The sequence below is a fragment of the Mycobacterium sp. NTMscope_MAC_269 genome (assembly GCF_976985695.1).
The window spans coordinates 402,102-424,467 of sequence record NZ_OZ335668.1 but is presented as its reverse complement, the minus strand read 5'-3'; the positions used below and the strand labels follow the sequence as shown (position 1 = coordinate 424,467).

Below are 22,366 nucleotides of genomic sequence, written 5' to 3'. Positions count from 1 at the left end.
GTGACCCAATCAGAACCGCACGACTTCCTTTTCACCTCAGAATCAGTCACCGAAGGACATCCCGACAAGATCGCCGACGCGATCTCGGACGCGGTGCTCGATGCTGCATTGATCAACGACCCGTACTCACGCGTGGCGTGCGAAACGCTCATAACGACCGGGATGGTGGTGCTGGCGGGTGAAATTACGACCCCTGAGACACTCGACTACACCCAGATTGTGCGAGACACCGTCAATCGGATCGGCTACAACAGTGGCGACTACGGTTTCGATGGTCACAACTGCGCAGTACTCGTTGCGCTCGACAAGCAGTCCCCCGACATCGCACAAGGCGTCGACCAAGCGCACGAAAATCGCAGCGGCGCATCCGGTGACGAGTTCGACCTTGCTGGCGCCGGTGACCAGGGCATGATGTTCGGCTATGCAACCGACGAAACACCAGAGTATATGCCAATGCCAATAGCTTTGGCGCACCGTCTATCTCGTCGACTTGCAACTGTCCGCAAAGACCTGACGCTTCCGTACCTTCGGCCAGACGGTAAGACGCAGGTGTCGGTCCGCTACGTCGATGGGGTTCCGTTTGCGGTTGAGCGCGTGCTGATTTCCACACAGCACGCAGAGGACGTCACCAACGAACGAATTCGCGAGGATCTGTGGGAACACGTGATCTCCACCGAGCTTCCCGCCGGGTTCTACGACCCCAAGCAATTGTATGCCGATCTGTTGATCAACCCAACAGGCCGGTTCGTGATCGGCGGCCCGGTCGGCGACGCCGGCCTGACTGGTAGAAAGATCATCGTTGACACCTATGGCGGCTTCGCCCGTCACGGTGGCGGTGCCTTCTCCGGAAAAGATCCCTCCAAAGTGGACCGGTCAGCCGCGTATGCCGCTCGCTATGTCGCGAAAAACGTTGTCGCAGCCGGGCTTGCGCAGCGCGCCGAGGTACAGGTCGCTTACGCGATTGGGGTGGCTAGGCCAGTGTCACTGTTCATCGACACGTTCGGAACAGAGCATGTGGACCGCCATCTCATCGAGAAGCTGGTCGGCGAGCACTTCGATTTGCGCCCGGCCGCGCTCCGGTCCTACCTGAATCTTCACCAGCCCATCTACGAACCCACTGCCGCGTATGGCCACTTCGGACGGACCGACGTGGACCTGCCCTGGGAACACACTGATCGTGCTGCCGCGCTGCGCGCAGCCGCCGGCCTGGCCGACACCACTGTGGGGCCTGAAGGAGATCACGCATGACAACCATTGAGCAGAAACTCACCCCCGACGTTCGAAATGGCATCGAATTCAAGGTCGCCGATCTGTCGTTGGCGGACTACGGTCGCCGGGACATCGAGCTCTCCGAGCAGGAGATGCCGGGCCTGATGTCGCTGCGTCGTGAGTACCACGACGTCGCGCCGCTCAAGGGTGCGCGCGTCTCGGGTTCGCTGCACATGACGGTGCAGACCGCGGTGTTGATCGAGACCCTCGTCGCGCTGGGCGCCGAGGTGCGCTGGGCGTCGTGCAATATCTTCTCCACCCAGGACCACGCCGCGGCTGCGGTGGTCGTCGGTCCGCACGGCACCCCGGAGGAGCCCAAGGGCGTGCCGGTGTTCGCGTGGAAGGGCGAGACGCTCGAGGAGTACTGGTGGGCCGCCGAGCAGACCCTGACCTGGCCGGGCGAGCCTGCGAACATGATCCTCGACGACGGCGGCGATGCCACCATGCTGGTGTTGCGCGGTGCGCAGTATGAGAAGGCCGGCGTGGTGCCGCCCGACGAGGAAGACGACTCGGCCGAGCACCGGGTGTTTTTGAACCTGCTGCGCGAGCGCTTCGAGACCGATAAGAACAAGTGGACCAAGATCTCCGAGTCCATCAAGGGCGTCAGCGAGGAGACCACCACCGGCGTGCTGCGCCTGTACCAGTTCGCCGCCGCGGGCGACCTCGCGTTCCCGGCGATCAATGTCAACGACTCGGTCACCAAGTCCAAGTTCGACAACAAGTACGGCTGCCGGCACTCGCTGATCGACGGCATCAACCGCGGCACCGATGTGCTCATCGGCGGCAAGAAGGTGTTGGTCTGCGGCTACGGCGACGTCGGTAAGGGTTCCGCCGAATCGGTGGCCGGCCAGGGCGCGCGGGTGACGGTCACCGAGATCGACCCGATCAACGCCCTGCAGGCGCTGATGGAGGGCTTCGACGTCAAGCGGGTGGAGGACGTGATCGGCGAGGCCGACATCATCATCACGACCACCGGCAACAAGGACATCATCACCCTCGAGCACATGAAGGCCATGAAGGACAAGGCCATCCTGGGCAACATCGGTCACTTCGACAACGAGATCCAGGTCGCCCGGCTCGAGAAGTCCGGCGCCACCAAGGTCAACATCCGCCCGCAGGTCGACCTGTGGACGTTCGGCGACACCGGCAAGTCCATCATCGTGCTCTCCGAGGGCCGGTTGCTGAACCTGGGAAACGCCACCGGACACCCCTCGTTCGTGATGAGCAACAGCTTCTCCAACCAGGTCATCGCCCAGATCGAGCTGTGGACCAAGAACGACGAGTACGACAACGAGGTCTACCGGCTGCCCAAGCATCTCGATGAGAAGGTGGCCCGCATCCACGTGGAGGCCCTCGGCGGCGAGCTGACCAAGCTCACCAAGGAGCAGGCCGAATACATCGGCGTCGACGTCGACGGCCCCTACAAGGCCGACCACTACCGCTACTGAGGGCCAGCCCATGTCGATCACCACCGAGGTGCCCCACGCCGAGAGCATGGGGCACCAGGAATACCACCGCGACATCGGCCGACTAGTCGTGTCCTGTCCGGACGGCCCCGGGATCGTGGCCAAGGTCAGCACATTCCTTCATCGCCACGGCGCCAACATCATTCAATCTGACCAATACTCCACCGGACCAGTCGGGGGCAGCTTTTTCCTGCGGGTGGAATTCCACCTACCGGGTCTGACCGACAAGTTGACCGCTTTGCAGCGCGATTTCGGAACCGATATCGCCACCTCGCTCGGTGGGACATTTCGACTGCGAGACGCTGCGGCCGCTACCCGTGTAGCTGTGTTCGTATCGCGCTACGACCACTGCCTGCTCGACCTACTATGGCGGACCCGCCGTAGTGAGCTGCCAATGGAGGTCGTGCAGGTGGTGTCGAACCATTCCGACCTTGCCTCCGACGTGACCGGATTCGGGGTGGCTTTCGAGCACATCCCGGTAACGCGTGAAACCAAACGTGCTGCCGAGCTGCAGCAGTTGGAGTTGTTACGCGGCCGAGTGGATTTGGTCGTCCTAGCCCGGTACATGCAGATCCTGTCGGCCGACTTCCTGGATCTCATCGGCGTTCCGGTGATCAACATCCACCATTCGTTCCTGCCCGCGTTCGCCGGCGCAGGACCCTACGAGCGCGCAAAGGAGCGCGGTGTGAAGCTAATCGGCGCCACTGCCCACTACGCCACCGAGGACCTCGATGAAGGACCCATCATCGAGCAAGACGTTGTCCGCGTGTCGCACCGGGCCACCGCTGCCGAACTCACCCGGCGCGGCGCCGACATAGAGCGCACCGTTTTGGCGCGCGCCGTTCGCTGGCACTGCGAGGACCGCATCCTCATCGACGGCCGCACCACCATCGTTTTCTAGAAAGGGCCTAACTCATGTCCGACAGATCCATCGTTGTCACCGGATCGATAGCAACCGACCACCTTATGCGGTTTCCCGGAAGGTTCGCCGAGCACTTCATCGACACGCACCTCGACCGGTTGTCGCTGAGCTTCCTCGTCAAAGATCTCGTGGTCCGACGGGGAGGAGTGGCGGCCAACGTCGCCCTCGCCTTGGGCGTCCTGGGCCAACGACCGATCCTTGTCGGCGCCGTCGGTCCCGACTTCGACGACTATCGGGCCTGGTTGGAAGGCCGCGGGGTCGACTGTTCTCACCTGCTTGTCTCCGACACCGAATGCACCGCGCGGTTTACCTGCACCACCGACGACGACCAGTGCCAGCTGGCATCCTTCTATCCCGGGGCGATGAGCGAAGCGTCCCGCATCTCACTCGAATCGTTGGCCAGGACCCGCAAACTTGATCTAGTGATCGTGGGCGCAAATGACCCTGACGCCATGTGCATCCACACCGAGGAGGCTCGTCGCCTGCACATTCCGTTCGCTGCCGACCCATCGCAACAATTGCCGATGCTGGACCGAGACCGCGCCCGGATGCTTGTGGGCGGGGCCAAGTACTTGTTCACAAACGAATACGAATGGGAACTACTCACCCGCATCACCGAATGGACTGAGAACGACATCGCCGTCCGTGTTGGTCTTCGTATCACGACTCTGTCGGGCAACGGTTGTCTGGTCGTCGACTCGAGCGGCGACCAGACCCGCGTGCCAGCGGTGCCCGCGCGCGAGATCGTCGATCCCACGGGAGTCGGAGACGCATTCCGCGGTGGTTTTCTTGCTGGGATGGCGGGTGGTCTGAAATACGAAAACGCCGCACAACTCGGCTCGTTGATCGCAACTCTCGTGCTCGAGACCTCAGGCACACAGGAATGGCAACTCGATGTCGATGACGCCGTCGTCCGGCTCGCCGAGACATACGGTGCAGCAGCAGCGGGCAGCATCCTGCCGGTACTGCGCGCATCGCGGACGGCGCACGCTGTATGAGAGTTAAGTTCATCGATGGCGAGGTTGTGGCTCGACCGGCAAATGCCGCACGCGATGACGCCAACCACGACCTCCCCGGGACTGGGCGGGGGGATGACCATATCCGTCACTTCCACCGGCTCGCCCTTTTCCGTGAGATCACACCCCGCACCGTCTGGGTCATGGATTACCAACCTGTAATCTCGTCGTGGCATTTTCAGATGGCCACGGAATCGTCGCGGCGGTCAACACATCCCTGCACTGCCACAACAACATCCGCTACCGGACCAATTTCTGTTGCCACTCCCGTCAAAGACAGGCTCTCCTGCGACGGGACAGTTCTAGCTCGACTTATCTAGAGCGATACAGGGCCTATGAAGGCTGTTTCGAGGCGGGCCTTTACTGCAGTCAGGTACCGCGCGGCGTCCGCCCCATCGACGATTCGATGGTCGTAACTCAGCGATAGATAGGCCATCGAACGCACACCAAACTGTATGCTGCTCTCCGCGCGTATCGGCACGACCCGTTCGACGACCGACCCAACACCGAGAATGGCCGACTGGGGTTGGTTGATGATCGGTGTATCGAAAAGGGCGCCGCGACTGCCGGTATTGGTGATCGTGAAGGTGCCCCCAGACAGCTCGTCTGCACCAATGAAGCCGTTGCGGACTCGCTCGGCCAGGTCCGCAATGGCACGGGCCAACCCTCCGACGCTGAGATTCTCAGCATGCCGTATCACGGGCACCATCAACCCTTTAGGACTGTCGACCGCCATACCGAGATGGCAGGCGTGATGATAGGTGACCTCTGTGGCGCCGTCATTCAGCGACGCGTTGATAACGCGGTTAAGGGCTAGCGCATCGACCGCGGCCTTGACGAAGAATGGCAGGAAAGACAACTTAATCCCGGCTTCTTGCAGGAATTCGTCCTTGCGCCGGACTCGTTCAGCCGCGATGGCGGAGACGTCAGCTTCTACGACGGTGGTCAGCTGGGCAGAAGTATGAAGGGAATCCATCATGCGGCGCGCGATTGTTTGCCGAATCTTGGGCAGCTTCTCGATCGTGAGGTCCGCGGTGCGGTCGAGCTTGGGTGCGGTTGCCATCACGACGGGTACGTCCGCCGGGGGCGACGATGACGGCTCGGGTGGCACTGGATCGGCCGCCTCTGGCAGCTCCGGCTCGACGACTGCTGGACTGTCCACCTCCGTCGGCTGCGCTTGGTCCGCCTGTTCCCGCCGATCCGATCGATCCTCGACGGGAACAGGCGTCGTCACCGGATCCGCCGCATTGCGTTGTCCGATGACAGCCAAAGGCTCGCCGACGGCGACGACGCCGTCCTCGTCAGCGAGGATGCGCAGCAATGTCCCGGCCGCAGGTGAGACGACTTCGGTGTCCACTTTGTCCGTGGCAACTTCAACGATCGGCTCGTCCACCGCGATTTCGTCACCGGGTTGTTTCAGCCATCGTGTGACAGTCGCTTCGGCAACGCTCTCGCCGAGCTCAGGAAGCGGCACGCTTATCTCGGTCGCGTTAGTTGCTGTCATGAATCATGCTTCCTTGGTTATGGTTTCGCCGGCCGCGCCGATGACATCGAGAGCCGCGGCGACAATACTGTCGGTGTCGAGTCCGTGGTAGCGGTAGACTTCGTCGAGCGAACCAACCTGACCGTAACGACTGACACCCAGCGCAATGTGGTGCACACGATTGACCCCCGCCAGGAACGCCAACGTATGCGGGTGTCCATCCAGCACGGTCACGATCGGCGTGGCACGGTTTGCGGGAAACAGCTGATCAAGGATCCAGCTGTCCGCCGTCCCCCGGCCTTGGCGCGCCTGCATCGCCTCGAAGAGCAATCCCGGACTGGTGATACAGACTACGTCGGACGCGATGCCGGCCGAGCGGAGTCGCTCGGCGGCTGCGAGCGCTTCGGTCATGACTGCGCCCATTGCGACAATGGTGACTACCGCGCCATCACGGCGAACGATCGGATATCCCCCCGCCACAACCTGCTTGCGGCGACGTTCCCGCGCGGCCGGATCAGCAGGGACGTCGGCTAATTGCTGATCAACCGGCCGGGTGGACAACCGCAAGTAAGCGGAAGTGCCATTAGGCCGGCCGAGCCGGGCCATGCTGGCCAGCAGCGTCCATTCCACATCGATGGCAAACGCCGGTTCATACGCGATCAATGACGGGGTCTCGATACCCACGGAGGGTGTCGTAATGGATTGGTGCGCACCACCTTCTGCAGCGAGGGTCACTCCTGACGGCGTCCCGATCAGAATCGACTGTCCGCCCGCGTAAATGCCATATGTCCACGGTTCCAGCGCACGCTCTACGAACGGGTCGTACAGCACGCCGATTGGAAATAGCGGCGCCCCCCATCGACTCCAGGTCGCACCCAACTCGCCAATCAACCCGACGAGATTGGTTTCCGCGATACCGAGTTCGAGGTGCTGACCGGAAGGCCGCTCCCGCCAGTGCATGATGGTTTCGGCGTCATCGGCGAACCAGTCATGCCGTTCTGCCGGCGACCAAACGCCCACCTTGTTGATCCAACCCGCTAGGTTTGTGGTCGAGCTGACGTCGGGGCTTACCGTGACGACTCGCTGTGCCGCCTCCGGAGCCGTACGAGTCAGATCCAGCAACACCCTTCCGAGGGCCGCCTGCGTCGTGGCTGTCCCCTTAGGACTCCGCCCGAAATCCATTGGCACAGCGGGCGGTGATGCCGGAGAGACCGGTTGCCGGCGCAACCTCTCGGCGGTGGCTGAGCAATACCGCCCCGCAGGGGTTCCGATATCGAACCGATCCCACGGCCGTTGGGGATCCATGCCCAGTTGTTGCGCGAGCAACTCGTACTGTTCGACGGTCAGAAGCGACGAATGGTTCTGCGGATGACCTTCGATGGGCAGGCTCCACCCCTTGATCGTGTAGGCGATGATCACGGTGGGCCGGGAGTCATCGATCAGGCCGTAGGCGTCAATGAGGGCCTGCATGTCGTGGCCGCCGAGATTGCGGACGGCGGCCAGTAAGATCGAATCATCCAGATCTGCAATCAGGTCGACGATCTTCGCGCTATCAGGGCCGGATCCAGGCAACCGGTCACGCACCTCGGAGGCGTTGCACCGCAGCAGCCGTTGATATTCCGCGTTCGGCATCTCAAGGATGCGAGTACGCAGCGCGTCACCGCCTGGCCGAGCGAACAACGACTCGAGCAGTTTGCCGAACTTCACAGTGATCACTTGCCAGCCTGCGGCCTCGAACATCGACTCCAGCCGGCCCACGGCGATATTCGGCACCACTCGGTCAAGTGACTGCCTGTTCAAGTCGACGATCCACACGATCTCACCCAGATCGGCGGTGCCTGGGTCGACGATAGCTTCCCACACCGCGCCCTCGTCGAGTTCTGCGTCGCCAACCAACGAATATTGTCTACCACTGCCCGCGTCGGCGCCCAGTGTGGCATTGATGTAACGGCGCGAGATTGCCCCCCACATGGGCGCAGTGGCACCAATACCCACCGACCCGGTGGAGTAGTCGACTGGATCAGGATCCTTGGACCGACTCGGATACGACTGCAAACCACCGAACTGCCGCAATGCGGTCAAGTAGGACTCATCGAGTTCGCCCAATATGTAATTGATCGCATGCAACACCGGTGACGCGTGCGGCTTGACTGACACTCGATCCTCGGACCGCAACGCGGTGAACCACAGCGCGGTCATGATCGACACCATCGACGCGCACGACGCCTGATGGCCGCCGACCTTCAGCCCCGATTCATTCGGCCGGACGCGGTTCGCGTAGTGAATGATCGCGGTGGACAGCCATAACGTGCGCCGCTCGATCTCCGTCAATGCCGCAACATCCGCAGCAGTGGTCGGGCTGCGATCAGACTCCGTGACCGTGGTCATCAACATACTCCTCAGGTGCGCAGATCGCGTGCTAGTTTTCACTCAGTGCTCGGATAAGCGCAACGAGGTCGCCGATATATGGGCAGAATGCCAATCAGCGCCGATTTAGATGGGCCTGCCGGTTGTCGAAACGACAAGCTTGCGGCGGCCTGGCGGGAGATGAAGGGAATGATATGGCACGGAGCTTTCGCGCAGATGGAATCGATGTCAGCATCTTCAGCGCACTCATCTCCGAACCCCGTGGCAGCGCCGTCGCACTGGCGCACCGAACAGGGCTGTCACGCAACACAGTTCAGGCGCGATTGAACCGGTTGGAAGATCACGATGCCCTGGACTCGTTCCAAAGGTGCATTGACCCAGCAACCCTCGGCTTCCCGCTGCGCGCATTTCTGTTCGCGACCGTAACGCAGCGCAAACTCACCTCGATCGCCGCTGATCTGGCCGCGATTCCGGAGATCTTGGAGGTGCAGGGCATCAGCGGCGCAGTCGATCTGCTCATCCAGACTGCCGCTCGAGACGCTGATGATCTCTACCGAATCGCCGGTCAAGTACTGGAGATCGATGGGATCGACCGAACAACCACCGCGTTGGTGATGCGTACGCTCGTCGATTACCGCATCACACCGCTTCTCGGAGTTGAGGGTTAGTGGCACGTTAGGCCCTCAGACTACGGCCAAGCGCGTTCAAGCATTCGCCATCACACTGGCGGATACGCCGGGGTAGCGGAAAAGCGTTGCGACGAACTTGACCCTGACCACCACCTCCGCCTCCGGCCGCGGGTCTCCCTGCAGCGGTGGCTGGGCTGATCTGAAGTGACTCTGCCTTACTTCTACGGTGGTGGGCCAGGACTTAAGTCATACGAGACACCGGGCTGCGGGAGTTAACTCGCTATATGTATCTGGTCCTCCCCCAACGCTCCGCGTGGCGGCGAGGGCAGGGAGTGGTGGAACCCGAGTTCGGCAGTGCCCAAGAACGGGACCAGGCCCAGGGCGCCCGAAGATTGTCGCTGACCCACATAACCATTGGAACCGTCCGTCGCACGGTCTGATCAACGAGCGAAATTGATCTACGGCTGTAGTACTAGGCGCTTCGACCACGCAGAGTTGGTTCCCACCGTCACAGGTAGCCACCCAGCCCCCTGCCGATACCGTGATGCCGAAGTCAGGGTAGTAGTCTCGGGTCGCTGTCGGATCGGGTACGCCGATCGTAACCGACGAAAGTTGGTGCAGTGCCATCGTGAATTCCCTCGAGTCCGCAGGTCAATTACCGCGACCTATTACCAGACGCTCTCGCCGGCGACATCGGAACTTGCTGCGGCCTGCTTATCGGCGAGCACTCACGTGTACTCGACAACGACGGTCAAGTAATGCTGCGCCTGTACGCCGCCGACAATACCAGCGCCAGCATTATGGGCGGAACCTACCCAGGTGGTGGCGGCACCATCGGTCCTGCGATGGTCACTGGGTACAGTGCAGGCAAGTACTTGGCAACCTCCATGTGAGCCACAGCTGCCGCGACCGAACGATCGTCTACCGCCATACCGAGATGACACGTGCGGTGGTCGGTGCTCCAAGAGTCGGCTCGTCCAACGCAATTTCGTGACCGAACGCCGACCATCGACCATTCTGACATGCCAGTCGAAGAAACATCAAACATGTAGATACTATTGTGCGATGGCCCTGGTCCTCAACGACACTGCGGACTCCCAGCCTTGGTCGCCGCGCCAGGCCGAGTTACTCGCGGTGACGTTGCGGCTGTTGCAGCAACATGGCTACGACGGCTTGACGTTGGACGCGGTGGCCGCCACCGCGCGAGCCAGCAAGACGACAATATATCGCTGCTGGCCGACGAAGGCCGAGTTGGTGTTGGCCGCCTTCATCGAAGGTACCCGACAGGTCGCTACCGTGCCTGAGACCGGCACGCTGCGTGGCGATTTACTGCACATCGGAGAGGTGGTTTGCGATCAGGTACGTGCCCATGCCGGCACTATCCGCGCCGTGCTGTTCGAGATGTCGCGCAACCACACCCTCTACAAAGTGATGCAGCGCGAATTCCTCGACCCACGAAAATCCGTCATCGACCACGTCCTCAGCCAGGCCGTCGCCCGCGGCGAGGTCGATGCCGCCGCCATCACCGAAGACCTCTGGGACGTGCTGCCCGGCTACCTCATCTTCCGATCGATCCTGTCGAGCCGAGCGCCTACCCGGGGGACCGTCCAACTACTGGTGGACAGTATGATCATCCCCAGCCTCGCCCGAGGACCGTTTAACAGGACGTAATTGCCTGTGCTGTTTGAGAATTCACCCGGAATGCCAGTTGGTGACCGCCAAAATCTACCACCGCTTACCATCGAGCCCGAACGACCAAGTCACCAACGTTGTAGAGACCCACCCGGCCGCAAGCCCGCGGAGGCCGATGCTGCGATGCCTCGCGCTGCCGCATTTTGCTCAGGAATGGTGCTGCGCATAGTGCTGAGCCAGCAGGCTCATCCCGTAGTCGTTGCCGTTCGGTTCACGCATGATCGTGTGGACGTGGGATCGCTCCGGTTCTTCGTTGGCGAGCAGAACGCCCGGATGGTTATCGTACTCGATCAGCAAGACCGGCGAGTGCACCCGGTAGTAGAACGCGCTGGTTTCGTCATGCCGGCCGCGCCAGACGAATCGTGTCGCGGCAAAATGATCGGCGACTTGGTCGAGCTTTTTCGCGGCATGACCGGCTGGCAAGCGACCGAGATAGACCTCTCCTCCTGCTCGGGTAATAGTGCTCGGCGCAGAGCGAGGCCTCGATCGGTTTCCTCGCCGAAGGCTCTCAGACCCGCATATCGGCCACAGGGCGCGAAGGCCAATTCGGCGCCGAGGAAGACCGGGGCCAGGACGACCTGTGTGTCGATAAAGACGCAGTGAACATCGACGTGGTGACCCATCAGCTGCCAACCCCAGGGGTCCCCCGAGCTCGGATCACCGAAAACGGTGAAGTAATAGGTATATTCGCCGAGGGTGTCGCGGTAGTCGTCGATGTATTCGCCGAGGGCGAAGTTGAGTTTCATGGCATTGCGGATGGTGAAAAACCCCTCGGGGCTCAGGCCGGCCTCCACCACTGCGAGTGCATTCTCGCGTTGGGTTTGAGTTAAGCGGTCAAGGCGCATGCCTTTCGGCACCCACACCGGCAACGCGTTGGTCCACAGTCGCCAATCCGGGGAATCCATTGGGAGGCATCCCACTTGCCGCTGGTACGGCTCCAGTGAGTCCAGGTATCCGCGTGCGGCGTCGACGGATTTGCGCGCAGAGATCCCCGTGTCTTTCAAGGTGTACAGACCTCGTGTCACGTTGCCGTCGGTAGTGACGCCGACATAGGGGTCTAGGTAGTGTCGCAGAGCGGCCGAGAGTTCGTACCGAGCCTGCTCGGGTAACAGGTCTGCGTACAAGATCCCGTCCACGATCGGCAATGCTCCCCGTGCGCGGGGTGGTGGAATGCGAAACGGTTGACGGATCATTTGGACCTTGCTTGGTTGATGAGCCCGTTGTTGGGTTGAAATGGCGAAAACGATTGCACCCCAGATGGAATGCGGGTTGATATGACGCGATCGGAGCCATCGTCCGCCGGGACGTTCGAACACATCGGTGATGTCGCCGACGATCGTGGGAATGACCGAAGGCGTTGGCGAGTGCCCGTCGTCGGCGACGCTGATCCGGGCTGTAAATGGCCAGCGGCCGGGGAGCCCACAATGCGGTTGCCCGGCCAGTATTGCCTGCCGGGCACGCTGCGGGGCCCGGCCGGCTGAACCACGCATTCTTTCATGACAACCTCGGGTCCAACGTTGCTATGTCCGCGCGGGGATCCTGTGACGTCCCAACAGTTATGCTGCACTGGGGGTCTGAGGCAATCAACGCGCGACTTCCGACTGCACTGTTCGCACTATCCATACAATTCCTCGTCGTTCGGCGGTGACGACGGCGACCGCTGAGAGTCGGGCATGCGGTTTATCCTGCCGCCTGGGAGTGCCGGACAATTCACCTGGTGAGGATTCTTACGGTGTCATTAGTGGCTCGATCATGTTGCAGCGATGACATGCCGATGCGTTCGGCACGGCCTCGCGGAATACTCAGAGGCACACCACGATTAGGTCGAATCCGACTCCGCGCGATGGCGGATGCCACGCTGGCTGATCGGCGGCGTCGAGGCAACCGCGCCCGGGATGAGCAGCGGGTGAAGCCGATCATCGGTGAATTCTTCGGCCGTGGCGGCGAGGGTCGCCAACACCGAATCGGCATCGGGATGTGCCGTCGGTGCGCGCGTAAGCGCACAGACCGTCTCGTACAGGCTGGGATCGACGACGCGGCGAAAGGCGATTCCGGGGATATCGTTGGTCAAAGCGAGGGTAGCCGGGTGCAGACCGACCCGATCCCCCGCCGCTACCTGGACTGCCAGCTCGTCGTACCTGCAGACCTCGTCGACGATGGGCGTGACAACACCGGCCTGAGTGAAGCTGACGCGGCGGTGGTTTGCCACGAAAGGGTTGTCGTGTCCGGGAGTGGCCAACACGCACCGGTTGCGGAGCTCAGCCAGGGGAATTTCCGAACTCATCGCCAGTGGGTCATTCTCGCGCAGCACCGCCACGACCGGGACCTTGCATAGCGAAACCGCCGTCAATGGTTGCCGCACAGCAGCGGACCAGCACAGCCCGATGTCGACTGAGCCGTCTTCGATCTCGCGGATTTGCTCCGCAGTGTGCATCAACAGCGGTCGGATGGCGGCGGCCATGTGGTCAGCGCCACGCGAAGCATGGGCGAGCACGGACGGAAGGAACAGGCGCCCCAGCTCAGGGGTGTAGGCGATGGTAATGCCTGTACGGTCCTTACTGCGGGCGCGCGCGGACTCGTGCGCTAGGCGCAGCTGCTGATAGGGCTGCCAGACGTCATCCAAAAACCTTGCTCCGTACTGGGTGAGGCGCACACGTCGAGTCGAGCGATCGAAGAGGCGGCCGCCGAGGCGTCGCTCGAGCCCGGCGACGGCCTCACTGACGCTGGCCGGGCTCAGATGCAACCGCTCGGCGGCCTTGCGGAAGTGCCGTTCCTCGGCAACGGCCAAGAAGCACTCAAGATGACGAAGGTCCCATGACACGCTCACGGCCGAAGCTTCTTCGGCTGCAGCGTCAAATATCGACACCACGTCAGCACGTCACCGAGAAGAGCCGATTGGTCGCATCTCAGCGACCATCGCGACGACGATACCCGCACACCTCCGCGCCACGAACCCGACGGCGCCGGTGGTCCGGCACCCACAGGCATCTGAGACCGGCGCCGAGATCGGATGGTCAGATCGCGGTCACATGCGTGGATCATGAGTCAATCCTGTGTCAACGATGAACGAGAATCGACCCAGTCTACGTTCTTGTTCACTATTCGTCTGCATCGTTGAGGTTTTGTGAGCGCCTCAGTCCAGTTGTGGCCCCACCCCGTCCCACCGGGTGGTGCCGACGGGTCTGACCGCATCGGCGTCAAGACCCGCGAGTCAGGGTGCGGCGCCGCTGAGATCAGAAGGCGTGGACAAACCACACCGCGACCGCGATGCCACCGGCAACACCGGCGAACAGCAGCATTGCTCGATTCACGCGCAAACAGACGCTGCCCGACGAACGGGTGACAGAACGCCGCCGCCATCGGAGCCTAGCAAACCACGCGGTGATCCCCATCATGATGGCTAACAGCATGGGAAGCACTCCTTTCGCCGCACCTCGGCAGTCGGCTCAACTGAGCTCGCGCAACTCTTCAGGAGTCAACGTGAAAGATCGCGCGGCAATGTTTTCCTCGAGGTGCGCGAGCGATCCCGTGCCGGGGATAGCCACCGTCACGGGCGACAGGGCCAAAAGCCACGCAAGTGCGATTTGAGAGACCGTGGCGCCGCGCTGCTTCGCAATCTTCGCCAAAGCCGCGTCATTGATGTCGGTTCGGCCGCCGCCCAGAGGATAAAAAGGCGCAAAACCGATGCCAAGCTCTGCGCACTTCTCCAGGACAGTCCTCTCACCGCGATTGGTGATGTGAAAGTTGTTTTGTACAAGGACTACTGGCGCAATATCACAAGCTTCAGCAAGGTGGGCGGTGTCGATGTTGCTCAGCCCTAAATGACGGATCAATCCCTCCTCACGCATCGCGGCGAGCACCTTGAAACGGTCGGCCAGCGATTCGCCGTGCGGCACCTCCATCATTCCGATACGCAAGTAGACCACGTCGAGACAATCGACGCCCAATGCTTGCAAGTTGCCCTCCACCTGCGGGCGAATGTCCTTCGCGGAGCCCTGCCGGGGGCCCTCAGGAGCGAAGATCGGACCCACCTTGGTTGCGATTACCAAGCCGGGCGGATAAGGGTGGAGCGCCCTCCTGATCAGTTCGTTGGCGCGCACCGAACCGTCGCCGCTGCGGTAAAAATCCGCCGTGTCAATGTGGTTGACGCCAAGTTCCAGCGCACGACGCAATACAGCGATGCCCGTCTTGGGATCTCGGGGGGGGCCGAGAGTAGTCGCTGTGGGCAGACGCATCGCACCAAACCCTGTCCGGTTGATCGTCAAATCGCTGCCGAGACACAATTCGTCGGACACGGCTCTCCTTTCCTCGACGGGCTGCCCAGTGATGCCAACGTCCTCGTTAACTATCTGCCGTATGAGTTTATCAGCGGTGGGCGTCTACCGGATCGCGATCTCCGTTCGTGCTTCACTTCAGCTTGACCAGCTCAAGCCGGCTCAACCCCTCTCCTGTGCGCCTGTGATCGCGTGCACAGTCTTTCACCCACCCTTTCACGCATCCCCGCGAGTGACGGGACGCCGCCGCCACACTTGCCGGCATGCACACGCCAGAGGATCACCTACTGGCACAGCAATCATTCATCTTCCACGTATTAGCGGTTACGTATGCTTGCGGGCGGCCAGGCTGTTGTCGTTCCGCCGACCAGACGGTAACCGGCGCGGCGGCGGTGCGTTGCGTTGATTGGTGGAGGAGTTCTGGGTTACCTGAGCGCAGTCGCCCCGGCCGCACCGATTATCACGTTGCGCCAATGGCATTGAGGATCGCCGTAGCCGCGTTGCGGCCGGCAGCCAGCGATACGCCTGGGCCCGGATGGCTTCTTGATCCACAGAGAAAGAGGTTGTCTATAGGTGGAAAGTACTGCCCGAGTTCCGCTATCGGGCGCATCCCACTGATAAGGAACCACGGCGGCGTGGGTGGAGGTGCCCTGTACGGCGGATGGGAGGATGTGCCCAAGGTCGACAGGGCTGTGGACGATCCGTTGAAGGATCCTGCCCGCCAGGTCCGGGATGTAGGCGCGGGTAAGCAGTTCGATGACTCGGTCCGTCAACGGGTTCTTCGCCTCGTCCCAATCGCTCACGCGTATGCTGCCCCCCGCGTCTCCGCGGATTTGGTGCGGCAGCGGCTGAACCAGTAGCTTCATCAGAGCGCATCCCTGAGGTACGCAGCTGGGGTCGGCAGCGCTCTCGTTGCATACCAGTGCGAATGGCTCGTCGGGCAGCAGCTCGGCGCACACCTGCTGGGTCAGGCGAGCGTAGTAGTCCACCGTAGTCGGGCTCGGATGCACATATACCGAGCTGCCAATGTCCTCCCCAGCCCTATAGTGCACCGGCGAATCCAACGCCAGATAGATCGTCATCACGGAGGCGCTCATTTCGTACTGGCGCATTTTGCGGATGATCGTCTCATCGACGACGCCTTCGCCGAGTAGGCCGAGCACCAGTTGGCGCGGATGCACACTCGACGCACGCAGGCGGAAAACTCACGCTATCGCCGCCCGCGAGTTTGGCGGCGATAGCCTGTCCGTGCTCCACCTCGATCTGACGCACCGGCGTACTTGTGCGGATCTCGCCACCGTGCTCCTCGATGACCGCGGTAAGCGCCCCGGTGAAACGCCGCATCCCGCCCTTGACGACGTTGTTGCCGCGGCGCTGCACCATCATCGAAAGCAACCACGCCATCGCACCGCTTCCGGCGTCATCGGGTGACGCGCCCACATGGGCAGGCCATCCGCTCATCAGCATCCGCCCCGCTTCCGAGGCGAAACATTCGCTGCTCCACGACCGATAGCTTTGGGCCTCAAATCGGAACTGATGCGCCCCGGGCACTGTCCCGGCGCCCGGGGCGAGGGGAGGATTGTTGATGGCCGCCACGATCAACTCTTCCTAAGCCACGAACATCTGATAAAGCGCAAGCCAAGTCTCCGCGTCGCTGGCGGAGTGGTGCCCCAGCCCGAGCGCGGTGTTCTCGACGTCACGACGGATGGACACCGCCCGGCTATCGGGGAAGACGTGGGACAGCCCTGGATCGGGATAGAGCAACTCCAGACCGTGTTGGTCGAGTGCTAGCTCGTTGAGCGCTGGAGAGAAGTTCGCTGCCTCGAAACAGAGGGCTAAGCATCTGACCAGAAACCCGGCTGAGTGATCTCCTCGGTGCTAGTCATCCCTCCGACCGTGTCCCGGGCCTCCAGGACCAGCACCTTCAATCCCGACTTCGCCAGATACGCCGCGCGAGTCAAGCCGTTGTGACCAGCTCCGATCACGACCGAGTCGTAGTCTACTGACACCTTTCTCCTTTTGTTGCGGATCGTGGCTGCTTGACGATCGGACGTAGTCGATTAACGTTTCCGGGCGCCGACAGTCGCTATTGCTCGCAGGGGCACCGTCCTGACATCGTCGTAACTTCAGAGGAGATGGAATCCGCCAGCTTGTCGCTGGCGCTGGCACGATCACCGGCTGCCGTCGAGAGCACAGCGGGGAAGCTCTCTTACTGAATTGTCAATTATTCGTCGTATTAGTATAGCAGCTGTGTATGCTCCAGGGAGGGGCTGTGCTCTCACACGGTTTAAGGGATCGCTCGTGGCTTCCGCCGCGACGCCGAATGCCTGACAACTCCGATGGCGGCGGCCCCCACATGACAGACCGGCCCATCCGCGATTGATACGAAACAGGCAAGGAAGGTTACCCAGACGATGCCCGAGACCGAGGTTAACGTCGCTACCCCAGACGGGACCATGTCCACGCTCCGAATCGGCGACCAGGAGGATCCGGCGGTGATCGTCCTGATGGCCGCACACGGTAGAAATGAAGAGATCCTGCGTGTCGCCCACAGGCTCGCCGAAAACGGCTACTGCGCACTGGTTCCCGATCTCTTCTACCGCTGGGGCCAGAACCTGACCTACAACCCCGTCACCCAACTGGACCGGATGGTCGAGACGCTGAACAAACTCACCGACCAGATGGTCGTTTCTGACGTCGGGGCGATCCTCGACACCCTCGACGGCCGGCCAGTCGGCATAATGGGATTCTGCATGGGCGGGCGCTTCGTGGTGCGATCAATGGCTGCGTATCCCGACCGAATCATGGCCGGTTCGGCGTTGCACCCCTCACACCTCTACTTGGAAGGCAATAGCGACTCTCCGCACTTCGACGTCGCACGGATCTCCGGTGAAATCTACTTTGGCTTCGGTGCCACCGATGACATTGTGCCACCGGAGAATTGGGAGGCCGTCCGCGATCAGGCCGAGCGCCACGGCGTACGAGCCCGGATCGACATCCATCCGAGCGCCGCTCACGGTTTCATGCTGCCGGGTCCGTGGTATCAACAGACTGCCGCCGAGGCATGCTGGGATGCAACCTTCGACGTCCTGCGTGACCTGCGCGAGTCATCAGACGTTCACTAGGACGAGCCTCCGGCGGTACTGGCCGGTCAGGTACACCTGGCCACGCCCATTGCGGTGTGGGCCCCCGGCATCGCGCTGGCGGCACTCGGCGCCGGGGTGGTGATTCTGGACATATCACCGCAGCTGTGACGGTGAGACCGAAGTAAGCGCAGTAGCCTTGTGCGCATTACAAAGGCTGCGCGGGCAATTCGGTGTATGCGAGCTGCCAGCGGTCGTGAAGAGGCGGAGGCATGGGCGGAAGATTTAATTTTGTCGCCAACGCGGTGGCCGTGGATGGGCCAACCACCGCTATCGGGGATCTTGTCTAGCCGTGTCTTCGGGGCCACCCGGAAAGCTTTGGCAGCTCGCCGTATCAGTCAACCGTCCTGATGTATGTATGACACCGAGCGCGGATTTGGGCCCGGCCGAATCCTGACAATCGGTTACCTACGGTGGGACATCAAGAACTGTGGATGCCAAAACCCCGGAGATCTACATCTATGGTCAGTACGCTTAGACGTTGACTAACGCTAGGAGACGGCGAGCGTTGCCCTCGAAGATCTGGCGCCGGTCCTGCTCGGACAGGTCAAGCGCTTCGACATCTGCGAACGTCCGTTCGGCGTTCTGCGGCATACCATAGTCGGTACCGAACAGGGTCTGGTCGACTCCGAAGAAGTCGATACACGCGCGCAGGCCGATCGGGTTGCCCGAATGAAAAGTGTCGGAGAAAAAGCGGCGCAGGTAGTCCAGCGGGGGGTTCGGCATCGACGCAACCGTTTGGTACTCAGGAAATGTTCCCGGGGCGAGATTGCCGACGCGACCGGCCAGATACGGGATTACGCCGCCCTGGTGTGTGATGATCCGCAGCCGCGGGTGACGCTCAAAGAGCCCGGAGAACGCGAGACGTACCATGGCTTGACTGGTCTCATACGGCCAGCCGATTGATTGCCACAAGAAGTATCGCGACACATTCTCACCGGCGAAATCGGCAACGCGCATCCGCCGCGCGGGATGCAACCATATCGCCCGGTCGAGCTCGGCCATCGCCGCGAAGATCGGCGCGAACTCGGGATCATCCAGCGGGCGTCCGTGAACATTCGTGAACAGCTGGATGCCCACCGCACCGAGTTCACGCACGGCGTAATGAGCCTCGCGTACCGCGTGGTCGACGTTGTTCAGCGACACCTGGGCTGCGAAGCCGACGAACCTGTCCGGGTGCGCGGCGACCAGAGCCGCCAGCTCTTCGTTCGCCAGCCGGCACAGCTGGCCACTGGCCTGCGCATCGGCAACATCCTCGACCGGCGGCCAGATCATGATCAGCACCTGACGGTAGTCCTCGCCCAGCGAGTCCATATGACGCCAACGTGCGTCCCCGGGGAACATAATCGGTATTACCTCCGGCGACCAAACGGCCTGGACAAACCCGGCCGCGGCTGGATCCGCCGGATTCGTACGCAAGCTGCGCAAGACCTGCTCACCGTAGCGAGGCGTCGCGATGTGCGCATACGCGTCGATTTTCATGCGAGTCCTTCCGTTGAGTGGGCGACGAAGGTCTGGTGCAGTTCGCCGATTCCATTAATCCAACTGTCCAGCCGCTCTCCGGGCTGGATGAACCTCTGGGGCTTGCGCCCGAAACCAACACCCGACGGCGTTCCTGTGAACACGACGTCCCCCGGATAGAGGGTGACAATGTGCGACAACGCCGCAACGAGCCTAGGCACTGGGAAAATGAGCTCCTTCGTCCTGGCCCTCTGCACCACCTCGCCATTCAGGGAGCAGCCGAGTTCTAGGTCGTCCGGATCAGCGAATTCATCCGTCGTCACCAACCAGGGCCCCTGCGGGGAGAATCCGGCAAACGACTTGCTTAATGCGAACTGCGGTACTGGTCCCCGCATTTGCGAAATCCGCTCGGAAATATCCTGTCCTACCGTCAATCCCGCGACGTGGGACCACCCGGCGGCTTCGTCGATCTTGCATGCTTCGCGCCCAACGACCACGACGACTTCGACTTCCCAATCCACATCGCCCCCGGCCGGAATCACAACCGTCGTTTCTGGCCCCGCGAAGCTCGAGACGTACTTCGCGAACACCGGTGGTAGGTCGGTCGGCGACTCCATCCCGGACTCGCGGGCATGGTCCCCGTAGTTCAGTCCGATAGCGAACACCTGACGCGGGGTTGGCGAGGGCGCACCCAGCTTCGTTCGATCGATGCGATCGCCGCTGCCGTTGGCAACGGTGCTGTCGAATACCCCTGCCCAGGCACTGAATTCGGCCCACTCCTGGTAGATTGCCTGCAACTCAGGGCCGAATCTGCCGTCCGAGGCGGTGGCGATGTCAACGGCCGTCTCGTCACCGTTGGGGCCGAAGACGAGTGCCGCCCGGTTGTCGTGGTTGGCGATACGCATACAGACGCGCTCCTCAGATCGTAATTGACAGAGGTGTTTAATAGTACACCCTTTAGAAAGCGCTCAACGGGAGCGGGTCCCACGTTCCTGTCACCAGGTCCATCACAGTCACCATGGTGGTCTTCCGGCACTGCAGAGCGCGCCGGGCCTCAAGGATCTTTAATCTAATGTCGGATTATTGACTATATAGTCGGTATCACCATAGAGTCGGCATCGGAGTAGTACGCCTCATCGGTTCGGCTGAGACCCGCTCATACCTAAATGACCTTCTAGCGCGACAAGAAAGTGTGGAGTTATGACAGAGGATCGCACTCTTATTCGTGGCGGCACCGTGATCACAATGGAGCCAGGCGCGACCGATACGGTCGCTGACATTCTGATCGAAGGCGATCAGATCGCGGCGGTAGGAACGGATCTCGCCGTAGCCGAGGGGTCGGCCGAGGTCGTTGATGCCACCAACCACATCGTGATTCCTGGGTTTATCGACACTCACCGCCACGTTTACCAAATCTTCATGCGAGGTCTCGGGTCAAACTGGTCGTTGATGGAATACCTGACCGCGATCATCGGCACCCTCGGCCCGAACTTCACACCCGAAGACGTGTTTCTCGCGAACCGGCTGGGTGCGCTTGATGCGATCGATTCTGGCGTCACGGCGGTATTCGACTGGTGCCAACAAAGTACGTCGCCGGAACACACCGATGCGTTGATCGCCGGGCTTGAGTCAGCCTCGATTCGCGCTTCCTTCGGCAGCGGCGCAAACATCATCGACCTTCAAGACTGCCTGCGGCCGCCATTCATGACGAGTGTGCCTCTCAACGTCGACGAAGTACGACGGTTGCGCAACAAATACCCCTCCGATACAAGTCTCTTGACTATCGGGCTGGCCGGCCGCGGCCCTGATCACACGCCTATCGAGGTCGTGCAGCAGGATTTCGCGGTCGCCCGTGAACTGGGTATCCGGATCAACATGCACCTCGGCCAAGGAGTAATGCCCGGCCGCTCGGCGGTCGCAATTCTCAATGAAGCCAATCTACTCGGCGACGATCTCACCCTTGGCCACTGCAACTACTTCACCGACGAAGAGATCAAGCTGATGGCCGACCACGGTGTCACCGCGTCGGTGACACCCGAAGACGAATGCAACATGGGACATGGTTGGCCACCGATCGGCCGCATGATCGCAGCCGGCCTGTGGCCCAATATCGGGATCGATACCTGCATTGCCGTCGGCGGCGACCAGTTCACCGCCATGCGGTTTGCGCTGGCAATTCCCCGCGCCCAGGACAACGACGTAGCCCTGGCGTCCGGCCAAAACCCGTGGACGCTAAAACTCACCACCCGTGATGCATTGAGAATGGCGACTATTGAAGGAGCTCGGGCGCTGGGCCAGGAGGATCGAATTGGCAGTATTGCGCCCGGCAAGCAGGCCGATATCGTAATGATCAACACCGCGCATGTGTCCATGACGCCCGTCCTCGATCCTGTGTCCACGGTCGTGCACAGCGCCGGTCGCTCCGTCGTCTCGGACGTTTTCATCGCGGGTCGACAGGTCAAGAAGGATGGGCAACTCGTCGGAAGCGACATCGCACAACTGCAGACTGCGGCTAGTCAGGCCGCCCGGGCCCTGCTGCAGCGATGCGGTATCACGCCGGGCTGGGCCCCGCCCGCGCCGGACAACGCCGTATATCTCGCCGAGGCAGAGAACGTCGGCTGAGGCGACCGCGGCCCCCCGGAAA

General features: G+C 61.7%; 20 protein-coding genes and 2 pseudogenes. 9 read left to right on the top strand and 13 right to left on the bottom strand.

Annotated elements, in window-relative coordinates; genetic code table 11:
* The 4 genes from metK to ACZ50Z_RS02070 are packed head-to-tail and all read left to right on the top strand — an operon-like array spanning position 1 to position 4,655.
* A complete protein-coding gene (gene metK / locus ACZ50Z_RS02085; protein WP_464482055.1) occupies positions 1 to 1,248 on the top strand; it encodes a methionine adenosyltransferase in 1,248 nt (415 codons plus the stop codon).
* On the top strand, positions 1,245 to 2,717 hold the full coding sequence (ahcY, locus tag ACZ50Z_RS02080) for an adenosylhomocysteinase (RefSeq protein ID WP_464482054.1): 1,473 nt from the start codon (positions 1,245 to 1,247) through the stop codon (positions 2,715 to 2,717). Before metK ends, ahcY begins: the two co-directional genes overlap by 4 nt.
* A 10-nt stretch (positions 2,718 to 2,727) precedes the next feature.
* A complete protein-coding gene (purU, locus tag ACZ50Z_RS02075; RefSeq protein WP_464482053.1) occupies positions 2,728 to 3,636 on the top strand; it encodes a formyltetrahydrofolate deformylase in 909 nt (302 codons plus the stop codon).
* A gap of 14 nt (positions 3,637 to 3,650) precedes the next feature.
* Positions 3,651 to 4,655 carry a carbohydrate kinase family protein gene (locus tag ACZ50Z_RS02070; protein ID WP_464482052.1) on the top strand — a complete coding sequence of 335 codons (1,005 nt, stop codon included), beginning with the start codon at positions 3,651 to 3,653 and terminating at the stop codon, positions 4,653 to 4,655.
* A 32-nt stretch (positions 4,656 to 4,687) separates the two neighbouring features.
* Here the strand turns inward: ACZ50Z_RS02070 and ACZ50Z_RS02065 are convergent.
* The 3 genes and pseudogenes from ACZ50Z_RS02065 to ACZ50Z_RS02055 form a co-directional block, all read right to left on the bottom strand.
* Positions 4,688 to 4,818, bottom strand: a pseudogene (locus ACZ50Z_RS02065) (S-(hydroxymethyl)mycothiol dehydrogenase); the annotation flags it as partial.
* A gap of 171 nt (positions 4,819 to 4,989) precedes the next feature.
* Positions 4,990 to 6,177 (bottom strand): 2-oxo acid dehydrogenase subunit E2, encoded by a 1,188-nt coding sequence (locus ACZ50Z_RS02060; RefSeq protein ID WP_464482051.1) that lies wholly within the window; start codon positions 6,175 to 6,177, stop codon positions 4,990 to 4,992.
* Between the two features lie 3 nt (positions 6,178 to 6,180).
* Positions 6,181 to 8,544 carry a transketolase-like TK C-terminal-containing protein gene (locus ACZ50Z_RS02055; protein ID WP_464482050.1) on the bottom strand — a complete coding sequence of 788 codons (2,364 nt, stop codon included), beginning with the start codon at positions 8,542 to 8,544 and terminating at the stop codon, positions 6,181 to 6,183.
* Between the two features lie 173 nt (positions 8,545 to 8,717).
* On the opposite strand from ACZ50Z_RS02055, the gene ACZ50Z_RS02050 reads away from it, so the two are divergent.
* From ACZ50Z_RS02050 to ACZ50Z_RS02040, 3 genes are all read left to right on the top strand, one after another.
* Positions 8,718 to 9,191 (top strand): Lrp/AsnC family transcriptional regulator, encoded by a 474-nt coding sequence (locus tag ACZ50Z_RS02050; protein ID WP_464482049.1) that lies wholly within the window; start codon positions 8,718 to 8,720, stop codon positions 9,189 to 9,191.
* Positions 9,192 to 9,784: 593 nt separating this feature from the next.
* Entirely contained in the window at positions 9,785 to 10,045 is a 261-nt protein-coding gene (locus ACZ50Z_RS02045) for an FAD-binding protein (RefSeq protein ID WP_464486047.1), read from the top strand.
* A gap of 172 nt (positions 10,046 to 10,217) precedes the next feature.
* Positions 10,218 to 10,823, top strand: coding sequence for a TetR/AcrR family transcriptional regulator (locus ACZ50Z_RS02040; RefSeq protein ID WP_464482048.1), 606 nt, complete (start codon positions 10,218 to 10,220; stop codon positions 10,821 to 10,823).
* 168 nt (positions 10,824 to 10,991) lie between these two features.
* Here the strand turns inward: ACZ50Z_RS02040 and ACZ50Z_RS02035 are convergent.
* The 8 genes and pseudogenes from ACZ50Z_RS02035 to ACZ50Z_RS02000 all read right to left on the bottom strand — a co-directional run bounded on the left by ACZ50Z_RS02035 (position 10,992) and on the right by ACZ50Z_RS02000 (position 17,103).
* Positions 10,992 to 12,037: pseudogene (locus ACZ50Z_RS02035) on the bottom strand (DUF3500 domain-containing protein).
* 626 nt (positions 12,038 to 12,663) lie between these two features.
* The gene (locus ACZ50Z_RS02030) at positions 12,664 to 13,671 is read right to left on the bottom strand and encodes a LysR family transcriptional regulator (RefSeq protein WP_464482047.1); all 1,008 of its coding nucleotides are present in this window, start codon (positions 13,669 to 13,671) and stop codon (positions 12,664 to 12,666) included.
* Positions 13,672 to 14,077: 406 nt separating this feature from the next.
* Positions 14,078 to 14,254, bottom strand: coding sequence for a hypothetical protein (locus ACZ50Z_RS02025; protein WP_464482046.1), 177 nt, complete (start codon positions 14,252 to 14,254; stop codon positions 14,078 to 14,080).
* Between the two features lie 36 nt (positions 14,255 to 14,290).
* Complete coding sequence (locus tag ACZ50Z_RS02020; RefSeq protein ID WP_464482045.1) at positions 14,291 to 15,139, bottom strand: aldo/keto reductase; 849 nt, start codon at positions 15,137 to 15,139, stop codon at positions 14,291 to 14,293.
* 404 nt (positions 15,140 to 15,543) lie between these two features.
* A complete protein-coding gene (locus ACZ50Z_RS02015) occupies positions 15,544 to 16,281 on the bottom strand; it encodes a hypothetical protein (RefSeq protein WP_464482044.1) in 738 nt (245 codons plus the stop codon).
* Positions 16,247 to 16,714: an FAD-dependent oxidoreductase gene (locus ACZ50Z_RS02010; protein WP_464482043.1), complete on the bottom strand. Its 468-nt coding sequence runs from the start codon at positions 16,712 to 16,714 to the stop codon at positions 16,247 to 16,249. The genes ACZ50Z_RS02015 and ACZ50Z_RS02010 overlap by 35 nt, the downstream gene beginning before the upstream one ends.
* 12 nt (positions 16,715 to 16,726) lie before the next feature.
* A complete protein-coding gene (locus ACZ50Z_RS02005; protein WP_464482042.1) occupies positions 16,727 to 16,882 on the bottom strand; it encodes a hypothetical protein in 156 nt (51 codons plus the stop codon).
* Positions 16,883 to 16,953: 71 nt separating this feature from the next.
* Positions 16,954 to 17,103 (bottom strand): NAD(P)-binding protein, encoded by a 150-nt coding sequence (locus ACZ50Z_RS02000; RefSeq protein WP_464486046.1) that lies wholly within the window; start codon positions 17,101 to 17,103, stop codon positions 16,954 to 16,956.
* Positions 17,104 to 17,532: 429 nt separating this feature from the next.
* Here ACZ50Z_RS02000 and ACZ50Z_RS01995 point away from each other — a divergent pair, with 429 nt between their 5' ends.
* Positions 17,533 to 18,243, top strand: coding sequence for a dienelactone hydrolase family protein (locus tag ACZ50Z_RS01995; RefSeq protein ID WP_464482041.1), 711 nt, complete (start codon positions 17,533 to 17,535; stop codon positions 18,241 to 18,243).
* Positions 18,244 to 18,735: 492 nt separating this feature from the next.
* Here the strand turns inward: ACZ50Z_RS01995 and ACZ50Z_RS01990 are convergent, their stop codons facing one another.
* Positions 18,736 to 19,743 (bottom strand): amidohydrolase family protein, encoded by a 1,008-nt coding sequence (locus ACZ50Z_RS01990; protein ID WP_464482040.1) that lies wholly within the window; start codon positions 19,741 to 19,743, stop codon positions 18,736 to 18,738.
* Positions 19,740 to 20,627, bottom strand: a complete 888-nt coding sequence (locus ACZ50Z_RS01985; RefSeq protein ID WP_464482039.1) for a fumarylacetoacetate hydrolase family protein — start codon at positions 20,625 to 20,627, stop codon at positions 19,740 to 19,742. The genes ACZ50Z_RS01990 and ACZ50Z_RS01985 overlap by 4 nt, the downstream gene beginning before the upstream one ends.
* A 295-nt stretch (positions 20,628 to 20,922) precedes the next feature.
* On the opposite strand from ACZ50Z_RS01985, the gene ACZ50Z_RS01980 reads away from it, so the two are divergent.
* Positions 20,923 to 22,344, top strand: coding sequence for an amidohydrolase family protein (locus tag ACZ50Z_RS01980; RefSeq protein ID WP_464482038.1), 1,422 nt, complete (start codon positions 20,923 to 20,925; stop codon positions 22,342 to 22,344).
* The last annotated feature ends 22 nt before the right edge of the window (positions 22,345 to 22,366 follow it).

Coding starts and splice junctions, on each gene's coding strand:
- ACZ50Z_RS01980 (WP_464482038.1), top strand. CDS start 20,923: ATGACAGAGGATCGCACTCTTATTCGTGGCGGCACCGTGATCACAATG.
- ACZ50Z_RS01985 (WP_464482039.1), bottom strand. CDS start 20,627: ATGCGTATCGCCAACCACGACAACCGGGCGGCACTCGTCTTCGGCCCC.
- ACZ50Z_RS02040 (WP_464482048.1), top strand. CDS start 10,218: ATGGCCCTGGTCCTCAACGACACTGCGGACTCCCAGCCTTGGTCGCCG.
- ACZ50Z_RS02025 (WP_464482046.1), bottom strand. CDS start 14,254: ATGCTGTTAGCCATCATGATGGGGATCACCGCGTGGTTTGCTAGGCTC.
- ACZ50Z_RS01995 (WP_464482041.1), top strand. CDS start 17,533: ATGCCCGAGACCGAGGTTAACGTCGCTACCCCAGACGGGACCATGTCC.
- ACZ50Z_RS02060 (WP_464482051.1), bottom strand. CDS start 6,177: ATGACAGCAACTAACGCGACCGAGATAAGCGTGCCGCTTCCTGAGCTC.
- ACZ50Z_RS02055 (WP_464482050.1), bottom strand. CDS start 8,544: ATGACCACGGTCACGGAGTCTGATCGCAGCCCGACCACTGCTGCGGAT.
- ACZ50Z_RS01990 (WP_464482040.1), bottom strand. CDS start 19,743: ATGAAAATCGACGCGTATGCGCACATCGCGACGCCTCGCTACGGTGAG.
- purU (WP_464482053.1), top strand. CDS start 2,728: ATGTCGATCACCACCGAGGTGCCCCACGCCGAGAGCATGGGGCACCAG.
- ahcY (WP_464482054.1), top strand. CDS start 1,245: ATGACAACCATTGAGCAGAAACTCACCCCCGACGTTCGAAATGGCATC.
- ACZ50Z_RS02070 (WP_464482052.1), top strand. CDS start 3,651: ATGTCCGACAGATCCATCGTTGTCACCGGATCGATAGCAACCGACCAC.
- ACZ50Z_RS02050 (WP_464482049.1), top strand. CDS start 8,718: ATGGCACGGAGCTTTCGCGCAGATGGAATCGATGTCAGCATCTTCAGC.